This is a genomic window from Ideonella sp. (genome assembly GCF_041914305.1).
In the GTDB taxonomy this organism is placed as follows: Bacteria; Pseudomonadota; Gammaproteobacteria; order Burkholderiales; family Burkholderiaceae_C; genus Ideonella.
In genome coordinates, this window is sequence record NZ_JAYSDQ010000019.1 from 127,693 (window position 1) to 148,508 (window position 20,816).

Here is a 20,816-nt window from a genome sequence, read left to right on the forward strand (position 1 = left end):
GGCGTCTCCAGCGGCGGCGTCAAGCCTGCGCCGCATGCGGCACGATCGGCCGCACCGGGGCTGTGCCGGCACCCGGCATCGACACGGTCTGCGCGATCGGGCGCGCCAGCCATTCGCGTTCGAAGTTGGTGCGCTGCAGCGTCATCATCTCCGAGCAGATGTTGACGATCTCACTCTTGAGCAGCGCCAGGCGGGCCGGCAAGGCTTCTGGGTTCTGCGTCAGCACCAGGCGCTTCAGGAAGGCGACCTCGGCCTCCAGCGCGGCCAGCTTGCGTTCGCTCTCACCGAGCGTGGCCACGCCGATCTGGATCGGGTAGCTGCCCAGCGGCTGGTTGTCCGGCCCGACGACGCTGATCTGGTTGACACCGTTGACCAGGCGATCGACGCGCACCGGGATCGAGAAGTGATGCACGCTGCCATCGGCCGCCGACTCGTAGAACGCCAGCGGCTCAGCGCTGTGGTCGTTCAGCCGGGCCAGCAAAGCGGGCCGCTGGCTGACGCCGTGCAGGTTGACCACGCAGCCCTGCAGGGCGCCACTCGCCAGGCCGTGGAAACGCACCTGGTACAGCAGATCGACCGGTGCGCCGTCGGTCAGGCGCAGCAACTCGTGCAACCCTTGGATCGAGGTGGCCAGCACCGAGCCGCCCCGGGTGGTGCGCACTTCCAGCGCCACCATGCCGTCACCGATCTGGCCCGGCAACAGTGCGGCTTGCGGAATGCGCAGCTCGAACGCCGAATGCTCGCGCGACGGCAGATTCAGGCCGGCCAGGTCGCGCGCGAAGTCGAACACCGACAGGTTGGCCACGGCCGATGCGACACAGCGACCGTCCAGCCAGAGCTGGACCACGTCGAACGCCAGGGCGTCGTCGGCAGGGACAGAGAAACCGATGATGCGGCCATGGCCCCAGTCGATGCGGGCCTGGGCGAGCGGCACGGCGCCGATGGCGGCGGGGTCGTTGGCGTCGGAGGAAGTCATGTTGGGGCCTGCAATGAAAGGCAGCAGCCTGCACCGCGGCGGACGTCCGGCCCTGCGGGCAGGCCGTCGCCGCCGGATGGTCAGGGTGCGGTTTCGAAAACGCTGGATGTCACCGGCACGTCGTTGGCAGGGGTCACCACCAGCGCGGCCGTCAGGCGGCGGATCTCGAAGCTGCCGCGACCCACCGGGTTGAAGAACAGGTGGAAGTCGAGCGCGTTCAGCTGCGACGGGTCCAGCATGTCGACGCTCAGGCTGTCGGCAGCCAGTTGCCCAGGCTGCAATCGCAGCGGCCGCTCACTCCAGTGCTCACCGACCTTCCAGGCGCACTTGGCGTTCATGCCCGGCATCGGCGTGCCCCGCACCTCGACCGCCAACGACAGCCGCGCCGGCCCGGCCGGCATGTCCTTCAGCAACGCACGGGCGTCGATCACGAAGGACAGGAAACTGCCGTCGAAATCGGCATGGTTGACGACCAGCGCATAGCGCTCGTCGGCGCCACGCGGCTGGCTGACCTGAATGATCTGCACGAAGCCGTTGCGGTAGTCGCTGTAAACCGCAGTCTCGTTGCCCAGGCGATGGCCTGACGGCGGGTTGCTGACCGAGGCCTGGCTGCTGGGCAGGCGCAGCCAGCCCGGGGCCAGGCTACGCTCTGCGCTGCCCTCGTCGTGTCCAGCCAGCGGCGACAAGCCCACCGGCTCGCTGCCAAGCTCATGGCCGGCGACGAGCTCGCACAGATGGTCGATGGTGTCGTTCAAGCGCCCACGCAGGGCCTGAAGCTCGAGGGTCAAGCGATGCACCTGTTCATGGCGCCGCGTATCAACAGGTTGTGACATGGGAGATTCAGCTGCAAGTGTTGGGCCCGACCAGCCTCAAGGGCGTACGAGGCGGCCTCGTCGGGCATGTTAACTTGACGTTCAGACGAGTTTGGCGGCCTTGCGGGCCCCTGGAACTTTGTTTGAGATCGACTTGGCCTTGCCTTCCGCCTTGACGGAGGCGCCTTCGGCACCTTCATAGCCGTAACGGCGCCGCCCCTGGGCGCACGCGCGGCGAACCACCGCCTGCTCGGCCTCGGACAGCACGCCCTCGTCCTTGTGGTCGATCTGGCGGGTGTTCAGTTGGGCAAACCACTTGGCATCGAAGGGTTCACCGATGAAATCCAACAGCAGTTTCAGTTGCGTTTCCGGCTGGGCCACGAAGTCTTCGTAGCGCAATTCGAAGACCCTGGCTGGATACGCTCGTTTCAACCCGCTGACAATCTGGACCGCCTCATTCCAGTAGTTGCAAGCGCCGGTCAGGTTTTCCACCTTGACGATGCGACCGATCCGCAGGCTGGCCACGACATTGATCGGGTCCCGCACGATGTGGACGAATTTGGAGCGCTGCATGCTGCTGGCCGCCAGCAGCGCCCCATAGACATTCTGGGGCGTCTTGTCGAACCAGCGTTTCGCGCCGGGCTTCCTGCGTTGCAGGTACAGCGCCATATAGCGGGTGTACAACTCGGCGCGCGAGCCGCATTGACGTAGCAGTTCGGCGAATTCGGGTTCGGTGATGCCGTCGATCTCGCGGTGCTTCTTCAGCACGGCATTGTTCGACAGCGACCGCGACATCGCTTCGGTTCCGTAGGGCTCCCCCCAACGGAAGAAATGCGTCTCCTCGGGACAAGCCAGGTTCGGGTGCATGCGAAGAGCGTCACGCAGCATCGTAGTGCCCGAACGCACACAACCGAGCACGAAGAACGGCGGCGGCGCCTCCGGCGCCTCGGCCGACTCCGGTGCTGCAGCACCGGCTTTCTTGGTTGCCACAGGCGCGGCTGCAGGCTTGGCTTTGGGGGAGGGGGCGGCCGGTTTGTTCATGAGCAGAAGGCTAGATCGTCAGAGGCGCAGGCTGGGCGACAGCCACGTTATTTCCAGAACTGCCGCCAGGCAGCGCCCGTCGCGACATGGTAGGGCGCCGGGTCGAGCGAATGATAAGCGGTGCGCAGCGCCAGCAAGGTGGCGTCGCCGAGCTCTGGCCCCAGATCGCGCAATGCGACCGTTTGGCACGCTGGCGGGGACTCGACACTGGAAAGAAAGCGCTCGTCAGGCAGCTTGCCGCCGTCGCGCATGGCTTCGAGCACGGACACAATGACATCCGCGTCGCTGGCTTGGTCGAGCTCCGCCAGCATGGTCGCAGCACGCTGCTCGCGCGACAAAGGGGGGTCCATATCGATCACGGTGGCACGGCTGTCGGCGCGCACGGCGTCGCGGGCCCAACCCGGCCGGCGCAAGTCGAGCCCGAAGGCCGCCGGCTGCGTTGGGTCGACCTGGACCAGTTCGAGCAGGTATGCGGCGGGATCGTGGTCGCGGCGATAACGGTCGTGCGGCCCGAAGCCGCGATGAGCGCCGTCGCCGGCAATGCATGCAGCCCCGGGGTCGAAGGGCGCGTCGAATATCGGCAACCTGCCATCGGCCCTGGCCTGACGCAGCACAGCCTTCAACCATGCGCGTGAGCTGGCTCGCAGCACGTAGTAGCGACGCTTGCTGGTTCCCATGGGGCCACGCACCAGGTCGTTCACTGTGCCAACGTGGGCACGCAAGGACACGCCAGCGCTCACCTCTGCCAACCGTCGCGCATGGTGGGACGTGGGCGTGCCAACCCGGTCGAAATAGCTCAGGTCAGGCTCGATCTGCGCCGTCCGCGCATCGAGCGCGGCAGCCAGGGCTTGCGCTTCTGGAGCCAGCTTGCGGGCAAAGAAAAATGGTTGAGCCATCAGGTGGTCCAGGTGGCCGTTTTCGAGCACCAATGGCTGACCCCGAAGACCGAATTCGTAATACGTCAGGTTGAAGCCGGCAATGCGGCCGCGTGGACAGATTTTGGCTACCAGCGTTTGGATTGCGAACTCGTCGGGGATCCAGCTCCAGCGCAGCCAGCGCCGAATGTCCGGCCGCTGCAGCTCCGCCGCCACCGATGCTGCCGTGCCCCGCGTCAGGCAAAACCACTGTGAGCCGAAATGAACCGTGAGGCCGTCAGGCACCCGACGCCGGATGCGGAACTCTCGCTGCCGATCGGTAAGCCACTCGAACCACCGCCGATGCGTCCGATAGTTGAACGGAAAGTAATACTCGAAACGTTCGCTTTCCAATCCGTCTTGAATCCAACGCCGGTGTCTAGGGTCCTGCGCCTGGATGAACTCGACACCCGGATGCTGTCGCAGATAGGCTTGCAGGCTCGCCACCGGCCGATAAGGCACGCACGAACCACTGATCAACACCAGGTGCTCGGCGGCAAACTCCTTGTCCGAGATCGCCGCGACCATCAGTCGCCGCGTCGCCTCGACCAGCGTGTGATCACCCCACCGACACGTGATTCGGTCATCGACAAAGCGAAAGCGCCCCTCGGCCGGCAGCAGGCGCTGCAATTCGGCGTGGTGCGCGGCACTGCGCGCGCCGTCGTAGTGAACGTAGGTCGTGACGTCGGGGTGCCTGAAGAACGGCGCACTCAGACGCCTCGCCACCACGGTCGGCGATTCATGGCACAGCAGCAGCAACGCCAGACGCGGTTGCCCCCGGCGGTCAGGGTCATCCCGAGCCTCGACGTTTTGCATGTCAGAGTGTGCGCGCCAGGAAGTCTGCGCCGAACTCTGCAGCGAGGAACGCGGACTGCCTGGCCATGCGTTGTCGGACCTTGGCGATCACGCCTTCGGGCATCACGAACTTCGAAGTCTCGTGCACGCGTTCGTCATAGGCATAGCCTTGGAACGGCGAAGCGCCGATGAATTGCTCCACGCGACGCATCGTGCCCTTCGGATCAGTGCGGATGTCGCCATAGGGCAGCACGAGCAGTTGCTCGGCGCTGAAGCAGGCGCGCCACCGGGGAAGGTAGCTGGTGTAGTCACCCCGATTTTCGATGTCGGGCTCGTCCACCATCTTCAGCAACACGCTTTCCGCCGGCTGCACGCGACGCCGCTCCACGTTCATCCGCAACTGTGAAAGCGCCCGCTCCACCGGATCGCGAATGATGTAGATCACCTTCACGTGCGGGAGCATGCGGGCCACGTGCTGCACGCCCTCCATCGAGATCGTCGAATACTCGGGCGTGACATCGCCGCAGATCCGCCCTTGCGCCTCTTGCAGATCGAAGCAACGCAAATACCAAGGCTTCGTGAACAGCTTGTGCGTGGCCATGTCCGTGAGGTAGCGGACGTATTCCCAATCGATGGCGCCCGGACGATCCAGGTGCGCCTTCAAGGCACGCCGGACGCCGTACCTGATGTGGTCGGTCGTCCATTCGCGGTTGCGCTCCGTGTACAGGTGATCGAAGAAGTGCAACTCCTTGACCGGCGGCATCCACACGTTGGGATGCTTGGCCAGTTGCACGAAAAGCCAGGAGGTCCCGGCTTTCTGGGCGCCTATGCAGAGAAACGAGGGTGCCGGCATGGCCAATGACTTTCTGGATCCGAGGTTGCGCGCGAACCAGTTTCCGCGGGCGTCGCCGGTGCGCCGCCGCGGGTGCCGCTCAGGACGGGTCCGCGGCGCGCACTGTACCTTGGCGCGGGTGCCACCGCGCAGTGTCAGGACGGGGCGTTCACTCAGGCTCCCGCTGATAGCCGAGGTGGCGGAAATCGCGTTCGTAAATGCGTTCGAGCCGCTCCTGCAGTGCCGGGGTGATCACTTCGTCATAGGAGTAAGGCACCACGGCGTGTCGCCACGGCCGCCACCGTACATCTGGTATGCGCCTCACACCGGCACGGTGAAGGATCACCGCCATCTCTGCCGCAAAGGCCTCCACACGGCCCACGACATCGATCTTCAGGTGCTTGCGGTAGTGAGCGAGCATCGGGGTTTGAGGGCTCCAATGCGGGTCGCGGCGGATCTCGGTATCGCCAGCCAGATTGGCCTCGACGAAGCGAAGAAAGGCTTCGAAGTTCTCCCGTTGCAGTTCCAGCGGTGTCGGCTCGTCCACCCCGGGCAGGCGCAATCCCCAGTCGCTCTGCAGAGCGCGCCTGACCTCGGCAAAGCTGTTGCGGCCGGTCTGCGCGATCTTCTCGGTGAAGCAGGCGTATGCGCGCCGCCCGGGGTGGCGCACGAAGGTGAAGATCAGCGCGCCGCTGCGGATCTGGCGAGTGATCAGATCATGCGTTTCGTCGCGGTCCTCACGGCTGCGGCACAGACCGTCGTGCTGGTAGATGTCGCCGGGGTTCTCCGCGTAGCGCCCTCGGGCGATGTAGAGCAAGTGGTTCTGGATCGTCGTTCCGGCGCACTTCGGCAGATTCAGGTAGACGAGCGGCACCCGGTCGGCCGTCACGATGCCCATCGGCCAACGGCGGGGAGGCGGCGGCTCGGCACGACCCGCCGCTGACGAAACCTGCGGGACCAGCGCATGCCGCAAGCGCAGCGCCGCAGAGTGCTGCGGATCAATCTGCAACGCCTTCCCCAGAATGTGAAGCCGGCGCGGTTTCCAAACGCCCCGCTCTGCAAGACGGAACTGATATTCGGCCAGACGCACGCGCTCTCGCGCCATCCGCTTGAAGCCCGCCGCGTCGAGCGTACCCGCCAAGGCCTGGTCGAAGACCGAGCCCAGCAGACCCAACCGCTGCAGAGACTGGGACGTGGCATGCCCTACATAAGGCAGGCGCAGGTCCACACGGTTGTGCGGCGGCAGGCGCTGCACGTGCAGACGGTCTTTGATCTGCCAGGGGTCGAAGCACACATACACCCGCGTCGCGACGGCCGCGCCGTCGATGCCATCGACGAAATCTCCTCGCCAACGCTTGGCCCTGGCCGCGAAACGCTGGTCGAACCAAATCCGGTCGGGCGCCAGCGTCGACTGGGGGTGCATGGCCAGTACGGTGCATCCGGGCGCACAGGCGGCAAATGCCAGGGCCGCGTAGCCTCCCATCGAGGGCCCGTAGAACATGACTTGGCGGAAGCCTGCGAACCAGGCTGCAGCCTGGAGCGCGCGAAATAGTCGATGCAGTTCCGGGTCGCGATACCAATCAGAAGATTCACGCTTGACGCCGAGCACGGCATGCCCGCGTCGCCGCAAGAAGGTCTGGCCCCACACCGGCCGGTCCAGATCGGGCTCGACCTTGGTGGCGGCCGCAGGCTCAAAGGTGACCACCAGCACACCGGAATCGCCCGGGAGGTAGTCGACCTGATGCGCCTTGAAGCGAAACACGGCGTTCTCACCGCGTCGAACGAGGGCAACGAATTCTTCAACGGTCACGACACGCGAGTCCAAGAGCGCTCCGCTCAAAACCAGGCGCCGGCCTGCATGAAGCCCAGCTCCTGCAGTTGCCGCGTCCCGCCGAAGCGCACCGAGACTTCCGGGTCGAACAGCACCGGGTCACCGGCATCGAGGTAGGCCTTGTATTCGGCGCTGCCGTCGTAGTGTTCGCCGCGCTTCATTTCCTCGGCCGCTTTTTGCGTCAGCAGGTTGACGTACTTGAAGTGGAACAGCACGCCCGACACCGCCTGGCGGTTGCCGCGCACCGTGCAGTTGATCTCGCGTCGGTTGGTGTGGTGCATCGACGAAACATAGCGCAGCCCGGGCCGCCACTTGATCAGCGGCACCTTGTTCAACGCCGGCGCCTTCATCGGGTCGTCGGCAAAGAAGCGCCGCATCCGAACACCCCCCTGGACCCAGAAGCTGCCGCTGCCCTCATCCCAGCGCTGCGTGAGGTTGAAACGGTCGAAATAGGGGCAGAGCTCGAAAGGGTCGGTGTCGGCGGTGAGCTGCGTCTCACTCAGGCGACCTGCGCCATAGACATCGATCAGCGGCGCGAACAGGGCGGGCTGCTCCAGCCCGTCCATGTAACGCGTCAGGCTCTTCAACCCACGCTGCTCGCAGTAGGGAAAGAGCAGGAACTCGTCTGGATCGACGGTGATGCACCACTTGCCGACGCCGTGGCGGGCGAGCAGGTGGTTGCACCAGTCCATGCCGAAGTTCGACGCCTTGTAGCTGCCCTCGGCGCGCCAGACCGAGCAGTCGGGCTGCTCCAGCAGGTAGGCCTCGGTGTCGTCGGTGGACGCGTTGTCGACGAACAGGAAATGCGCGGCGCCCAGGTGGCGATAGTGGCCGAGAAAGCGCGTCAGACGGGGCCGCTCGTTGCGAACGCAGACCACGACGATGCACCAGGCCTTGGCGATGGCCTGCGCATCGACCCGACGCGGCTGCAGCTCGGCCCCGTGACGGCCGATGCGCCGTCGGGTGGCGAGATCGTCCAGACTCAATTCCATGGGATGTCGGCGAAAGATTGAGAGTCGGTGTAGCGGCGCGAGACGGCCGGGTCGAACATGATGCCGCGCGCCTCGGCCCACAGGGCGCGGTATTTGCGGTATTCCTCGGCATCGTTGTAGTGCTGTTTGCGTGCCACTTCTTCTTCGACCTTGAGGCGAAAGCCACGGTGGTACTTGAAGTGGGCGAAATACACCGGCGTCGGTGCCGGCTTCAGGCCGCTGGCGTAGTGCAGACCCTCTGACAGCCGCACACCTGCGTGGCATCGCATCAGCGGCAGTTTCTGCGCCGTGTAGTGATTGGGCGGCGAATCAGGCAGCAGGCGATGGCGTACGGCGCTGACACAGGTGATGCCGTTCGAATAGCTGCCCGAACCGATGCGCCAGGGCCGCACCGGCTGGGCATCGAACCACGGCGCCACGTCGAACGGTTCGCCCGCCCCAAAGTCTGCCTCGTCCAGCGTGCCCTGCGGATACATGTCGACCATCAGCGCCAGCGCGGCATCATGGCCTTGGCGATCCAGGCGGGCACACAGCCCATCCAACCCTTCTGACTCGCAGCCCGACCAGACCAGAAGCTCGTCGATGTCGGCCACGAGCGCCCAACAGCGCTGCGCATGAGCGGTGAGCATTGCAGACTGCCACGCCACACCGAAATGCGAGGCACGGTAAGGCGTGTCGACCGAGTACAGGCAGACATCCGGCTCTCCAAGCAGGTACTCGCGCGAACCGTCGGTCGACAGGTTGTCGGCAATCACGAAGCGCCGCACACCCAGTCGACGGTAGTGAGCCAGGAAGTGCGGCAGCATGACCCGCTCGTTGCGTGCAACGGCGATCACGCAGGGTGAGCCCGCGTCCGCAGGCGCGGCCGGCCCACCAAGGTGGACCAGTTGCTGCGAAGGCAAGGCACCGCCTGGCAGCCGAGGTGGCTGGTCGGGGGGCCAAATCCGGGGCGGCGATATCGGCGTGTCGTTGGCTGCCGGGTACAAGCGCGACAAGCCCTCGTCGTCGCCGACGGTGGTGAGCACCACTGCCCGGCCCGGAGCAGGCCAGCAAAGATTGTGGAACAGCGCAGGCTCCTGCCCGCCTTCCGGGGGCCGGCGCAGGTGAACCGCATGCCCTTCATCGGACGGATACAGATGCGCCAGGGCCAGCAACTGCGCCAGCCAGACCGCCTCGTCAGGGTAGGCGTGGCGCAGCCCCACCCCTCGCCGGCTCACGGCCAGGCGCAAGGCCGACGCCACGGCGGCGCGCGACAGCGTCATCCCCAGGCCCGGGTCGACGAAGCGGACGGCAGGCAGCTCACCGGGCCACAGCGACGGCTGCTCATGGATCAGCCCGTGGTAGTGCTGGCCAGAAGCGCCGCTGTCGATGGCGAAGGCCGCCACGTCCAGATGCACGTCGTCGTCGACGAAGGTGACATGGCCGAAGCGTGTGTGGCTCAACAGCCAGGCCAGCAGATCGAACAAGTGGGCCTGCCTCGCGACCGGTATGCCGTCCGGCACTTGCACTGCTGCGGTGTCAGCTGACCACAGGCACCACGAGGCACCTTGTACCTGGAGCTCACGGCCCCAGGTGTTGGCGATGCGCGCGGCCCTGGCGGGCGCCGAGGCGGCGCCGGATTGGCGTACGACGACCAACGCGCTGATCCCGGGCACGGCTGCCCGCCAACCCTCCAGCTCGGTTGGCGGCAGCGGCGCCGCGGCCAGTTCCGCCCATCCCTGCCAAATGGCGGCCAACTCGGCCTGCAAGGGCTGCGCTTTCGCCGAGCCGGCGGCTCCCAACCAATCCAGCATGGCACACACAGCTGCGGGGGGGGCCTTGAATTCGTGGCGGCGCCGCTGCAACACGCCCAGTGCCATCGCCACTCCATCCTCGATGGTCCGCATCAACTCGGCCGCCAGGGCGAACAAGCCCCCCGGGCCGGGGGCAGCCGACGGCAACGCTTGCCAGGCACGCGCCAGCAGCGGCAAGCCGACGAAGCCCGCATCCGCACGGGCCAGGGCGAAGGCATCAGGCCGCAAGCGTGCCCAAGCCGCCTTGATTGCCGGCTCATCCTGCGCACTGACCGCATCCTGCCAGGCTTGCTCAGACGCGTGCACGCGCAGGCAGGCCTCGCGCATTGGGCGACGACCCATCGGCAGCAGGTCACGCCACAGCGCCATCGCCGAATCAGAATCCATCAACCCGCAGCGCAAGCGTTCGGGGCTGTCGGCCCCAGCCAGTTCGTCGAGCGCCCATTCTGGGGGCTGCAGTGCAAGCAGATGCCGGCGCACCAGATCCGCATCGACCGCGCCCCATGCGCTGAAGTGCTGCAAAGCCTGCAGGGCCGCGCTCCAGGCCCGGTGTGCTTCACCGCCCTGGTCGGTGGCGGGTGGCAGCGCAATTCGGCCCAGGTCGGGTGGCGCCAATGTGCCGATCGCGAGCTCTGCCTGAGGATGCTGTGCCACGCGCTGCCAGAAAAGGGGCACCATTCCGTACAGGCTGAGGGCAGCCTGCCGCACGGCGCGCACCGACGAATCATCGAGCTGGCGGCTGAGCGCGAGCAACTCGACCATCGCGTCGATCAGGTGACGGTCATGCAGGCGCGACCACCGATCGGGTCCGACACGGGTATACAGCGTCAGCAAAGCTGCAACGAACCGGCGCAGATCGGCATCGTCCAGCGCCTGGATTTGTGCAGCGCGTTGCACGCGCCGCACACCGTCCTCGATCGACGCGGTGTTCAGCCAGCCCTGCGGCAAGGCAGCGCCAATGCGCTCCAGCAGCATCGCACTGCGGTCAAGACGCCCGGCGACCAACTCATCCAGCAGCGCTACGGGCCAGAGCAGCGACAGCTCCCAGGCTCCGTCTGAGTGAGCCAACGTGGCCAGCTCGGACTCGTCCAGATCCGGTCGCAGGGTATCGAGCAAGCCAGCGGCACAGAACGTGGGCACCAGCGAGACCGCGAATCGCCGCCAGACCGATGGGGCCACCTGCGCACACCACTGATCTCTCGCGACATGCCAAGCTGGCAACAGGCCAAGGTCCAGCGCCTCATTGAAACGGCGCTGCAGGACCCACAACGCCCGCTGGTCGTCCGGCACTCCCGCAGCGCTGTCCGCAAGCTGGGATTTCGATCCCACCTCGTTGCCGAGCATCACCGCAGTGCGCTGGCGCCACAGCAGCACCCGCTCCGCTGCCTCAAGCCGTTCAGGCGCCGGTACTTCGGCCAGCTTTGCCTGCGCCGCCTCAGCCTCAGTCAGCCATTGCACGCGTGTCGCCCGCCAGGCCGGCCAGAGCAAGGGCCTGCCGTTGACGCACAGTTGCAGCGTGGCTTCGTCCCGCTCACGCAGCAGCGCCCAAAGCGCTTCGGGCCACAGCAAGACAAAACCGGACAGCGCGCTCGCACCCGGCAAGCCGGCGGCCACATCCAACCGCTCATGGCGCGCCGCGGTCACCGGCCAGACATGCTCATCAGCCCTCACCTCGAAATGTTCGCCGCGCCCGGAGGGATCGCTGACCCAGCCGGCGACCATCAGCGCATCCATGTGCTCGATGCCGCCGCGCACGCGCTGCCCGGGTCGGCCGCCCAACCGCGCCCAAGCTTCATCGACCCAGGCCCAACGCGGCTCAAGGCGGCCCTGCGCGTCGGTCAGGAACCCGCTGAGGTGAGGCCAGTCGCGCTCTTGCGTGGCCGGGTCGGCATCGAGCACGGTTTGGGCCCAATGCGACAGCACGGCATCGTCAAGGCGCCAGTGCAGCGTAGCGAACGCCCGGCCGTCCAGGCGCAGCTCGACGGGAACGTCTGCGTCGCCGACGTTCAGCGCTCGCCACGCGCTTGCCTCGACCTCGAGGGTGAATCCCGGCTGAAGTGGTGGTTCGCCTGCCTCCAAGCCAAGATGGGCCAACACATCGGGCCGCACACATCGGCGCACCGTCGCCGCCACCTGTTGGCCGCATGCCCACAGTTCGAGGCGACCCTCGCTGCCGTCTGCACCGAGCGCCCAGCCGCTGACGGACAGCAGGCCATTCGAATCGACATGCGCCCGCACCAACGCGGGCGCAGCGCCCGCGGCAGCCGCGGGCCGGCGTCGGAAGAAGCTCACGCCGCCACCCGCAGGGCTTGTGGCGGCTGGGTGGCGGCCAACAAGCGGTCGGCCAGCGCATCGGGCTGATCGGCCAGCGCCAGCGGCAGCAGCAGGTGCTGCGGGTCGTTCAGGCGCGTGCGTTCGGCCTGCGCGCCCAAGTCGAACACTGCAATGCGTCGGCCGCTGCGCAGCGCGCCCGATAGCACGTAGCAGTACGTCTCGGGCCAGATCGACGGGATCAGCACGACGTGCGGGTCCGCGGCGCTGATCTTTTCCAGCAGTTCATTGTCGAAATAGCGCCCCAACAGCGCGACGCCCTGGTCGGCCAGGCGAGGGTCGTCCATCGAATAGCCCAGCAGCGACACCTTCAACGGCAACGCACGGTTGCGCACCGATTGCGCCAACCCCAGCACGACGTCGTAGCCCTTGATGCGGCTGATCGCACCGATCACCAGCACGCGCAGCGCCTCGCCGGGCGCCAGGCGCAGGGGCGGCGACTCGCGCGGCGGCGGGTCGTCTTCGTGGGGCTCGACGCTGACGCGCAGTTGCGGCGCCATCTGCGCCAGGCGGCGCGCCACGTCGGCCGAGGGCACGATGACCTGCTGGGCGGCCGCCAGCAGTTGCAGCGATTGCGCACGCCAGGTTTCGATCGAGCCGGTCTGCTCGATCAACTTGTCCTGTGCCAGGCAGCGGTTGCAGTCGTCGGTACTGGGTTCACCGCAGTAGCGCCCCTCCGCGGTGACCAGGTTGACCCGCGGGCAGACGGCGTAGTAGTCGTGAACCGCCAACCGAATCACCAGGCCCAGCCGCTGCGCCGCGCCCATCAGGTGCTGCGCCGTAGCGGCCGGAAAGTCGATCAGGTGGTGCAGATGGATCTCGCTGATCGACAACTCGCGCAGCGCCTCTTCGAGCATGCCGTCGACATTCAAAGGCAGCGCCGCCAGGTTCTGCAGGCCATACAAGCCGGGGTGCAGCAGTGCGACGCAACCGGCTTCATGCGATGGGCGCAGCTCGAAGGCTGCGGCGCCTTGGGCCAACAACTGCTGCGATTGCTCGAGCAGGTGTCGCTCGGTGCCCCCGCCCCGGTTGTGGCAGACCAGCAGCACGTTGCGGTCGGCTTTCAGTCGCTTCAGCCGGCCGAGGTCCATCCGTGCCCGGTAGACCCAGGCGGGGTCTTCGGCGATGTGCCGCGCCACGTCGGTTTCATAGTGCGGGTGCAGCCTGGCCAGCGTCCTGATGGCCTTGGCGGTGCGTTCGGCGGCTTCGCCCTTGAAGCTGACCGAACCGACATGGCGCACGAAGATGTCGCACGCCAACGCATTGCTCCAGCCGCGCCGGATGGCGCGCTGGCAGAAGTCGTTCTCTTCGCCGTAGCCGCGGCCGAAGTGGCGCTCGTCGAGCAGGCCGATGTCGCGGATCGCCTCGCGGCGCATGTACATGCAAAAGCCGACGCCGGTCGGCGTGGTGACGTGCTTGCCCGGGTTCACCTCCGCCGCCAGGCGGTCGACCTCGGCCGGCGTGATCTCCAACCCCAGTCGGTTATCGCTCAGGGTTTCGGGGTAGCTGCAGATCGTCGCGTTGTTCGACAGCGGCGTCACGGTCGCCAGGCGTGGGTGCTCAGCCGCGTGGCGCATCAGGCGGTCCAGCCAGTCGTTGTAGACCTCGGTGTCGCTGTTGAGGATGACGACGTCGCGGTCACGGTGCAGCCGCAGGCCGCGGTTGACCGTCTTGACGAAACCCTGGTTCAGGCGATGCTGCTCGAGCGTGAACAGGTCCCGTCCGGCCAAGCTGCGCAACATCGCGTTCAGCTCCGGCACCGGGCCGGCGTCGTTGATGACGATCACTTCGTGCGGGGTGCTGACCGGTGCACTCAGCACCGTCCACAGGCAGCGCAGCGTTTCCTGGGCACCGCCATAAACCGGGATGATCACGTCAACCACCGGCTCGGCCGTGCGCGGCCGCGGCACCAAGCTGGCCCAGCGCGCCGGATCGAGCATGTCGGCCTCGGCGGCATCGACGGCGGCCACCGGCATCACACGCGACATGGCCTGCTTGTCGTTCAGGTGGTGCGCAACATGACCGGTGGCGAACAGGGACAGCGGGTTGCCCTTGGACACGCGCAGACCTGGCTGCGAGCCGAGCAGGCGCCGCATGTCCACCCCCGGCAACGGGCTGCGCCCTTCGCGCCAGCCCCAGCGCTGGAAGTGCTCCAGTGCGTCGAGCCCGGACTGGGCCACGTCGGGGTTGCTCTGCAGGTAGTACTCGGCGTCGAACCACGGTGTCGGCGACAAGCCCTGGAAACGCGAGACCAGGCCATAGTGCAGCAGCCGATTGATGCCGTGGCGCGGCCCGCAATGCGCGTCATAGTGGCGCAGATCGAACAGCGGCGTCGGCGACAGGTTTGCCGAATCGCCCACCAGCACGTAGTGGCGCAGCGGCGACATGCCGCGCAGTTCACTGGGCTCGATCTGGGCCAGGTAGTGCTCGCGGTCAAACAAGCCCAGGTGCCGCGTCAGTTCGATCTCGAACGACAGCAGCGCTTGCCGATTGCCCCACAAACGGCCGACAGCCCGCACCAGGCGGATGCTTTGCAGCATCACCTGGGCGTCGAAGGCACGCTTGGGTACCGCAATCACAAAGCCGCCTCCATTGCCGCCCGTTCCAGACTCGGCCCGCTCCGTGTCGAGCCGAGCCGGGCGCTTACCGTCAGAAGGTGGTCAGCACCTTGGCCGAAATGGCCAGTTGGTAAAGGATAGACGTGATGCCACGCGCCACTTCCACCCACTTCGTCTCGACCTTCGGGAACACGATGATTTCGTCGCCCGGGCCCGGCTTGGTGCCGCTGGGCGCAATGCTGCCGTCGGGACGCATCAGCAAGGTCTTGTTGCGGTCCGACCGCTGGGTGTAGCCACCCACCAGGTCGACATAGTCGTCGACACCATAGTTCGGCGTGTAGACGAGCGTGTTGGCAAAGGTAACCTCGCCGCTGACCGAAACCAGGTTGCTGCGCTCGGGCAGGCGGACGACGTCGCCGTCTTCCATCACTGTTTCAGGCGCCTGCTCTTTGCTGGCCAGCACGACCTGGCCCTTGGGCACGATGGTGCGGGCACGCTCGACGAACTGCAGGATCAGGTCTGCTTCGGTCTTGCGTAGGTTGGCTTCTTCCATCGTCGACGAACGACCGGTCAGCGCCGTCACTTCCAGGCCGCGCAGCGTCTGGTCGAGGCTTTCCTTCTGCTTGGCGGCCACCGAACGGCGATACAGCTGCAGCGCGTCCATGTTGGCCTGCGGTGCCGGCTTCAGCCGGGCGATCACGTCCTTCAGGCGGGCGCCGTACGGCATCACGAACGATCGCTCGCCCAGGTGCGCACCATCGATGCGGACCAGGATGGTCGCGGGGTACTTGTCGGCGGTGATACCCACTTCGTCACCGGCCTGGATGATGACCTCGGCTGCCTTCTCGATCGGGTGGTACTCGCTGCGGCGCTCGGCACCGATCGAGCGCACGATGCTGATGTGGGTCGCGTTCGGGTTCGGTTGCGCCAACGCCATCAGCTCGGTGCCGGTGATCTGCGGCTTGTTCAGTTCGAACTGGTACGGGTTCAGCACCTCACCGGTCACGACGACCGCGTGACGACGCGGCGGGACGACGATGGTATCGCCGTCCTGCAGCTGCAGCGCCTCGATCTCGCCCTTCAGCAGGAATTTGTACAGGTCGATGCGCGCGCGCAGCTTGCCGTTGCGCATCACGTCCACCGCCAGGTAGCTGCCACGGTCAGGGTCGATGCCCGCGGCGCGGTCGATGTAGTACAGCACCGAGTCGGACGACAACCCACCGTACAGGCCCGGGGCGCGCACGAAGCCTGTCACGTAGACCTTCACCGGCTGCGCCGCTTCCAGCGTCGCATAGACGCCCACGTTGGCGCGGAACACCTTCTTCACCGCGTTGTCGACCAGCTGGTTCAGGTCGCCGTTGCGCACGCCGACCACCTTCACCGGGCCGACGTTGGGAATGAAGATGTTGCCTTGGGCATCGACCGGTTGCACCGCCTCGTAGCCGGTGGCGCCCCACAGGCGGACCAGCACCCGGTCGCCGATGGCCAGTTGGTAGTCAGGGTTGAAGCCGCTGAAGGTCACGGCGCCGAAACGGCCGCTGAACATCTGGGAGCCGAAGACGATCGGCTTGGCGCCCACGGTGGAGCTGGGGGTCGGTGGCAGTGGCGCCACCGGGGACGGCGGCGCCACGACAGGAGCACCGACCGGAACCGGCGCCTGGGGCTGTGCCGACGTGCCGGCAGTCGGAACGCCGGTGTTGGGCGTCGGCGCGGTCGCCGTGGTGCCGGTGGTGGGCGGCACGCCGCCGGGCGTCGTTGTCGGCGGCGTCGTCTGCGCCAGCGCCAGGTTGGCCAGCGCACTCAGCGTCAAGGCCGCGATCAGGGCTCGTGGTGTGATGCGGTTCATGGCGTTCAGTCCTGATGTTCCTGGATGGTGGCGACGATCAGCCGGACCACCGAATAGAAGATGGCACACAGCGCGAGCAAGGTGAGCAGGTTGTAGATGCGGCGAGGGTACTCTGCCGACTGGGCCTTGATCGGCGCCTCAACGATGACCAGGCTCTTGAGCTTGCGTGCCGCTTCGAGCCGTGCCGCTTCCAACGCGACGTTGGCGGCCTTGTACTGGTCTTCGGCAATCGCCGCATTCAGCAACAGCGCTTGATACTGGGTGTTCAGCGTGCCCAGATGGTCACCGCCCTGACCATTGGTCGTCCGGGCTTTTTCCGCGTCGAGCTGCGCCCGGTTGGCGGCCACCTGATTCTTCAGCGTCACGATCTGCGGCGCGTCGGGCTGCATGAAGGCCAGCTTGCTCTTGAGGTCGGCCTCCAGTCTCGCCACGGTGGCCTGCAATTCCGCCGTCAACGCCGAGGCGGCGTTCGATTGCGCAATCGGATCCAGAATCTTGTTTTCGGTCTGGAATTCGACCAGCTTGGCCTTCGCCGCTTGCCACTTGACAGCGGCCGCGTCGAATTCGCCCTTCGAAAACAGCATCTGCTCGGACGCGATGCGGTGCGAGAACTCGTTGACGAAGCGCTCGGCCGAATCCAGGATCGCCCGGTTCAGTTTTTCGGCCGTCTCTGGGTCGAAGCCCTGGGTGCGGATCGTCAGCAGGCCATTCACATCGCTGAATTCGAGCTCGACGCGAGAGCGGTAGTACTTGAAGAACCATTCGGCGCTGGTGCCGGGCCACAGACGGTAGAAGATGTCGGCGCGCGGCTGTTCGTAGTGCTCGCGCAATTTCAGCCGCTTGTCCAGCTCTTGTGCCAGCGTCACCGAATGCACGTAGTCCATCACGTACAGGGTGTCCTGCCAGCCCATCAGCCCAGCGCCGGTGCCCAGCGAGAAGGAGCCTCCGCCCGATGAGCTGACCAGCGCCGATTGCACCGCGATCATCGATTCGCTGGTGTAGCGGTCCGAGGCGATCACCGTGTAGTAGATCAACCCCAGCGCCATCGGCAGGGCAATCAAGGCCAGCTTGAGCCGGCGGGGCGTGAATGCAGATGCCTTCATGGTTGCGTTGCCTTGAGTAATTCCTGGAAGGCCGCCAGGCCCTCGTCGACATCGTCGTACACCGTCGCATGGCCGTTGTGGATGAACACGACGGTGCTGCACAGGTCCTTGATGTCCTTGTGATTGTGCGAAACCAGAATCACGCCGGCCCCGGCCAGCTTCTCCCGGAAGACCTGCGCCGCCTTCTTGCGGAAGATCGGGTCGCCCACCGCCATGACCTCGTCGATCAGGTAGTAGTCGAAATCGAAGGCCATGCTCATGCCGAAGGCCACGCGTGACCTCATGCCAGGCGAATAGGTGCGCATCGGCAAATCGAAATAGTTGCCGATCTCGGCAAATCTTTCGACGTATTCGATCTTCTCGCGCTTCTCGGCGCCCGTGGCGCCGAACACCCGGCAAACGAAGCGCACGTTGTCGCGCGCGCTGAGAGAGCCCTGGAAACCGCTGCCCAGGCCGACCGGCCACGAAATGCGCTCGTCGGTGATGACCTCGCCGCGGTCGGGCGCATCGAGCCCGGCCAGCAGGTTCAGCAGCGTCGACTTGCCGGCGCCGTTGCGACCGATCAGACCGACCCCCGACCCGCTCGGCAGCGTGAAGTTGAGGTCCTTGAACACGTACTTCCGGCCGTGCGGCGTCGGGTACGACTTGGTGAGGTTGTGCAGTTCGATCATCGCGGCACGCTCACGACCGCAGCAGCACGCGCTGCCGGTTGACGAAGAACATCGACACACCGAGGAACAGCAATGCCAGGCCCACCGCCAGGGGGTACTCGAGATTGACGCCCATCAGCGGGTGATACGTGGGAAAGAAGGCCCAGCGCGAAAGCTCGACCAGATGGAGCAAGGGGTTCCACAGCAGGATCTGGATCACCAGCGGCGGAAAGGTCGTGATCGGGATCAGCACGCCCGAGGTGATGTACAGCGGAAACGAGGTCAATTGCAGGAAGGTGTTGATCGCCGGGAACTTCTTCACGGCGACGGCCGACATCAACCCGGCCCCGATGCCCCAGATGATGAAGACCGAGACGACACCCAGGTACTCCAGCGGCTTGTCCGGCGCCCAGCGGTAATCCATCCAGGCAAAGATCAGCTGGAAGGCGACGAAGATCATCGTGTACATCACGACTTCCATGATCACCCGGGCGGCCATCGCATCGGCCGGCTTGACCTGCCGGTAGCCGAACAGCCCTGCATTGGCATCGACCGCGCTCATCATTCGAAACCAGATGTTGCGAAAGATAAAGAACGGGATCGCTGCGACCACTAGGTAGACCGCCGTGTCGATCATCACGCCGGCGGTGCGCTGCCGGACGACGACGCGCAGGATCAGCATCGTCGCGATGTTGGCCATCGGCTCGAACAGGACCCAAAACAGGCCGACCAGGCGATTGCCAAAGCGCGTCTTCAACTCGCGCAAGATGAGCGCGAAGACGACGGCCTTCTCGATCTGCCAGGAACTGCGTTTCATGGTCGGGGTTGGGCGTTGCCGGTCGGGCGCGCCGGCAAAGCGGGAACTCTATCCGACGCGGCAGGGGGGGGTCCCGGCAGTCTGTCAGCAAGTATCAGCACAAATCCCTCCGCGGCCGGCCCCAGGCCAAGACCGGGTGCCTTGTCGTTCGCGCCGCCATTGTGCCCCGTGCCGCGCGCCATGCCCTCCACGAATTGGGGGGCAGGCCGCATCGGCGCGGCAGCCGCGCCACAACCCGCCGGCGGCCCGACGACAATGTGCGCCTCGCGCGATCATGAACATTCTCTTCATCCACCAGAACTTCCCCGGTCAGTTTCGCCACCTCGCCCCTGCCCTGGCAGCGGCAGGCCACCGGGTCGATGCGCTGGCGATGCACCACCGCCCACCACCGCGCGGCGTCACCCAGCACGTCTACGGCGTGCAGCGGCGGCCCGGCAAGGACGTGCATCCGCTGCTGCGCGAAGCCGAGGCCAAGGTGCTGCGCGCCGAAGCCTGTGCGGCGGCGATGCTGCACCTGGCCAAAGATGGCTACCGGCCGGACCTGGTGATCACCAACCCCGGCTGGGGCGAGGCGCTGTTCGTCAAGGACGTCTTCCCTGGCGCCAAGCTCGTCAGCCTGCTCGAATTCTTCCACGGCACGCCGGACGGCGACTTCGGTTTCGACCCGGAGTTCGGCGCCCCGTCGATCGAAGCGCGCATGAAGCACCGGTTGAAGAACCTGGCGCTGATCGAGTCGCTGCTGGCGATGGACCATGGCGTTGCGCCGACCACCTGGCAGGCGTCGCGGCTGCCAGCCGAGTACCGCGCGCGGGTCGACGTGATCTTCGACGGCATCGACACCGACCACGTGCGGCCCGACCCGGCCGCACGCTTCACGCATGCCCAGGTGCCCGTCGAGCTGGCCGCCGGTGACCCGGTGGTGACCTTCGTGAACCGCAACCTGGAGCCCTACCGTGGCTACCATGTGTTCATGCGCGCCCTGCCCGAGATCCAGCGCCGCCTGCCCGACGCCCGGGTGCTGCTGGTCGGTGCAGATGGGGTCAGCTACGGCGCAGCCGCCCCCGCCGGCACGACCTGGAAGCAGCGCTTTCTCGACGAGGTCGCCGCCGACCTGGACCTGAGCCGCGTCCACTTCCTCGGCCAACTGCCCTATGCCGCCTACCTGCGGCTGCTGCAGGTGTCTGCCGCGCATGTCTACCTGACCTACCCGTTCGTGCTGTCGTGGAGCTGCCTCGAGGCGATGAGCGCCGGCTGCCATGTGATCGGCAGCCGCACGGCACCGGTGCAGGACTACATCGACGACGGCGTCAACGGCAGCCTGTTCGATTTCTTCGACCACCGCACGCTGGCCGCGCTGGTCGAAGACGCGGTGCGCAACCGCCCCGTCCACGCCGGTCTGCGCGAGGCCGCCCGCCGGACCGTGGTCGAGCGCTGCGATCTGCAGCGGATCTGCCTGCCGCAATGGCGCACGATGCTGTCGACGTTGATGGAGCAACCGGTATGAGCCGCCGCGCCGGCCGCCGAG

Annotated in this window: 14 protein-coding genes; 1 reads left to right on the top strand and 13 read right to left on the bottom strand. The window is 66.3% G+C overall.

Going from position 1 to position 20,816, the window contains the following annotated elements:
• Positions 1-19: 19 nt before the first annotated feature.
• From ACE3SG_RS22795 to ACE3SG_RS22855, 13 genes are all read right to left on the bottom strand, one after another.
• Complete coding sequence (locus tag ACE3SG_RS22795; protein ID WP_374568517.1) at positions 20-976, bottom strand: hypothetical protein; 957 nt, start codon at positions 974-976, stop codon at positions 20-22.
• An 80-nt stretch (positions 977-1,056) separates the two neighbouring features.
• Positions 1,057-1,764: a DUF6478 family protein gene (locus tag ACE3SG_RS22800; RefSeq protein WP_374568518.1), complete on the bottom strand. Its 708-nt coding sequence runs from the start codon at positions 1,762-1,764 to the stop codon at positions 1,057-1,059.
• A gap of 126 nt (positions 1,765-1,890) precedes the next feature.
• The gene (locus ACE3SG_RS22805; protein ID WP_374568519.1) at positions 1,891-2,829 is read right to left on the bottom strand and encodes a sulfotransferase; all 939 of its coding nucleotides are present in this window, start codon (positions 2,827-2,829) and stop codon (positions 1,891-1,893) included.
• 47 nt (positions 2,830-2,876) lie between these two features.
• Positions 2,877-4,559 carry a beta-1,6-N-acetylglucosaminyltransferase gene (locus ACE3SG_RS22810; protein ID WP_374568520.1) on the bottom strand — a complete coding sequence of 561 codons (1,683 nt, stop codon included), beginning with the start codon at positions 4,557-4,559 and terminating at the stop codon, positions 2,877-2,879.
• A 1-nt stretch (position 4,560) separates the two neighbouring features.
• A complete protein-coding gene (locus tag ACE3SG_RS22815; RefSeq protein WP_374568521.1) occupies positions 4,561-5,391 on the bottom strand; it encodes a sulfotransferase in 831 nt (276 codons plus the stop codon).
• Positions 5,392-5,539: 148 nt separating this feature from the next.
• Positions 5,540-7,180, bottom strand: a complete 1,641-nt coding sequence (locus tag ACE3SG_RS22820; protein ID WP_374568522.1) for a sulfotransferase family 2 domain-containing protein — start codon at positions 7,178-7,180, stop codon at positions 5,540-5,542.
• Positions 7,181-7,206: 26 nt separating this feature from the next.
• Positions 7,207-8,193 carry a glycosyltransferase family 2 protein gene (locus ACE3SG_RS22825; protein WP_374568523.1) on the bottom strand — a complete coding sequence of 329 codons (987 nt, stop codon included), beginning with the start codon at positions 8,191-8,193 and terminating at the stop codon, positions 7,207-7,209.
• On the bottom strand, positions 8,184-12,278 hold the full coding sequence (locus ACE3SG_RS22830) for a glycosyltransferase family 2 protein (RefSeq protein WP_374568524.1): 4,095 nt from the start codon (positions 12,276-12,278) through the stop codon (positions 8,184-8,186). The genes ACE3SG_RS22825 and ACE3SG_RS22830 overlap by 10 nt, the downstream gene beginning before the upstream one ends.
• Positions 12,275-14,896 carry a glycosyltransferase gene (locus ACE3SG_RS22835; protein ID WP_374568525.1) on the bottom strand — a complete coding sequence of 874 codons (2,622 nt, stop codon included), beginning with the start codon at positions 14,894-14,896 and terminating at the stop codon, positions 12,275-12,277. The genes ACE3SG_RS22830 and ACE3SG_RS22835 overlap by 4 nt, the downstream gene beginning before the upstream one ends.
• Positions 14,897-14,966: 70 nt before the next feature.
• Entirely contained in the window at positions 14,967-16,721 is a 1,755-nt protein-coding gene (locus ACE3SG_RS22840) for a polysaccharide biosynthesis/export family protein (RefSeq protein ID WP_374568526.1), read from the bottom strand.
• Positions 16,722-16,726: 5 nt separating this feature from the next.
• Entirely contained in the window at positions 16,727-17,824 is a 1,098-nt protein-coding gene (locus ACE3SG_RS22845) for a capsular biosynthesis protein (RefSeq protein ID WP_374568527.1), read from the bottom strand.
• Positions 17,821-18,495 carry an ABC transporter ATP-binding protein gene (locus tag ACE3SG_RS22850; protein ID WP_374568528.1) on the bottom strand — a complete coding sequence of 225 codons (675 nt, stop codon included), beginning with the start codon at positions 18,493-18,495 and terminating at the stop codon, positions 17,821-17,823. The genes ACE3SG_RS22845 and ACE3SG_RS22850 overlap by 4 nt, the downstream gene beginning before the upstream one ends.
• A 10-nt stretch (positions 18,496-18,505) precedes the next feature.
• Positions 18,506-19,291: an ABC transporter permease gene (locus ACE3SG_RS22855; protein WP_374568529.1), complete on the bottom strand. Its 786-nt coding sequence runs from the start codon at positions 19,289-19,291 to the stop codon at positions 18,506-18,508.
• Between the two features lie 274 nt (positions 19,292-19,565).
• Between ACE3SG_RS22855 and ACE3SG_RS22860 the strand changes: the two genes are divergently transcribed.
• Positions 19,566-20,795, top strand: coding sequence for a glycosyltransferase (locus ACE3SG_RS22860; RefSeq protein ID WP_374568530.1), 1,230 nt, complete (start codon positions 19,566-19,568; stop codon positions 20,793-20,795).
• Positions 20,796-20,816 lie beyond the last annotated feature (21 nt).

What these genes read in the sequence shown, in the direction of transcription:
- ACE3SG_RS22795 (WP_374568517.1), bottom strand. Translation starts at nt 976, where the DNA reads ATGACTTCCTCCGACGCCAACGACCCCGCCGCCATCGGCGCCGTGCCG.
- ACE3SG_RS22805 (WP_374568519.1), bottom strand. Translation starts at nt 2,829, where the DNA reads ATGAACAAACCGGCCGCCCCCTCCCCCAAAGCCAAGCCTGCAGCCGCG.
- ACE3SG_RS22810 (WP_374568520.1), bottom strand. Translation starts at nt 4,559, where the DNA reads ATGCAAAACGTCGAGGCTCGGGATGACCCTGACCGCCGGGGGCAACCG.
- ACE3SG_RS22815 (WP_374568521.1), bottom strand. Translation starts at nt 5,391, where the DNA reads ATGCCGGCACCCTCGTTTCTCTGCATAGGCGCCCAGAAAGCCGGGACC.
- ACE3SG_RS22825 (WP_374568523.1), bottom strand. Translation starts at nt 8,193, where the DNA reads ATGGAATTGAGTCTGGACGATCTCGCCACCCGACGGCGCATCGGCCGT.
- ACE3SG_RS22840 (WP_374568526.1), bottom strand. Translation starts at nt 16,721, where the DNA reads ATGAACCGCATCACACCACGAGCCCTGATCGCGGCCTTGACGCTGAGT.
- ACE3SG_RS22845 (WP_374568527.1), bottom strand. Translation starts at nt 17,824, where the DNA reads ATGAAGGCATCTGCATTCACGCCCCGCCGGCTCAAGCTGGCCTTGATT.
- ACE3SG_RS22850 (WP_374568528.1), bottom strand. Translation starts at nt 18,495, where the DNA reads ATGATCGAACTGCACAACCTCACCAAGTCGTACCCGACGCCGCACGGC.
- ACE3SG_RS22855 (WP_374568529.1), bottom strand. Translation starts at nt 19,291, where the DNA reads ATGAAACGCAGTTCCTGGCAGATCGAGAAGGCCGTCGTCTTCGCGCTC.
- ACE3SG_RS22860 (WP_374568530.1), top strand. Translation starts at nt 19,566, where the DNA reads ATGAACATTCTCTTCATCCACCAGAACTTCCCCGGTCAGTTTCGCCAC.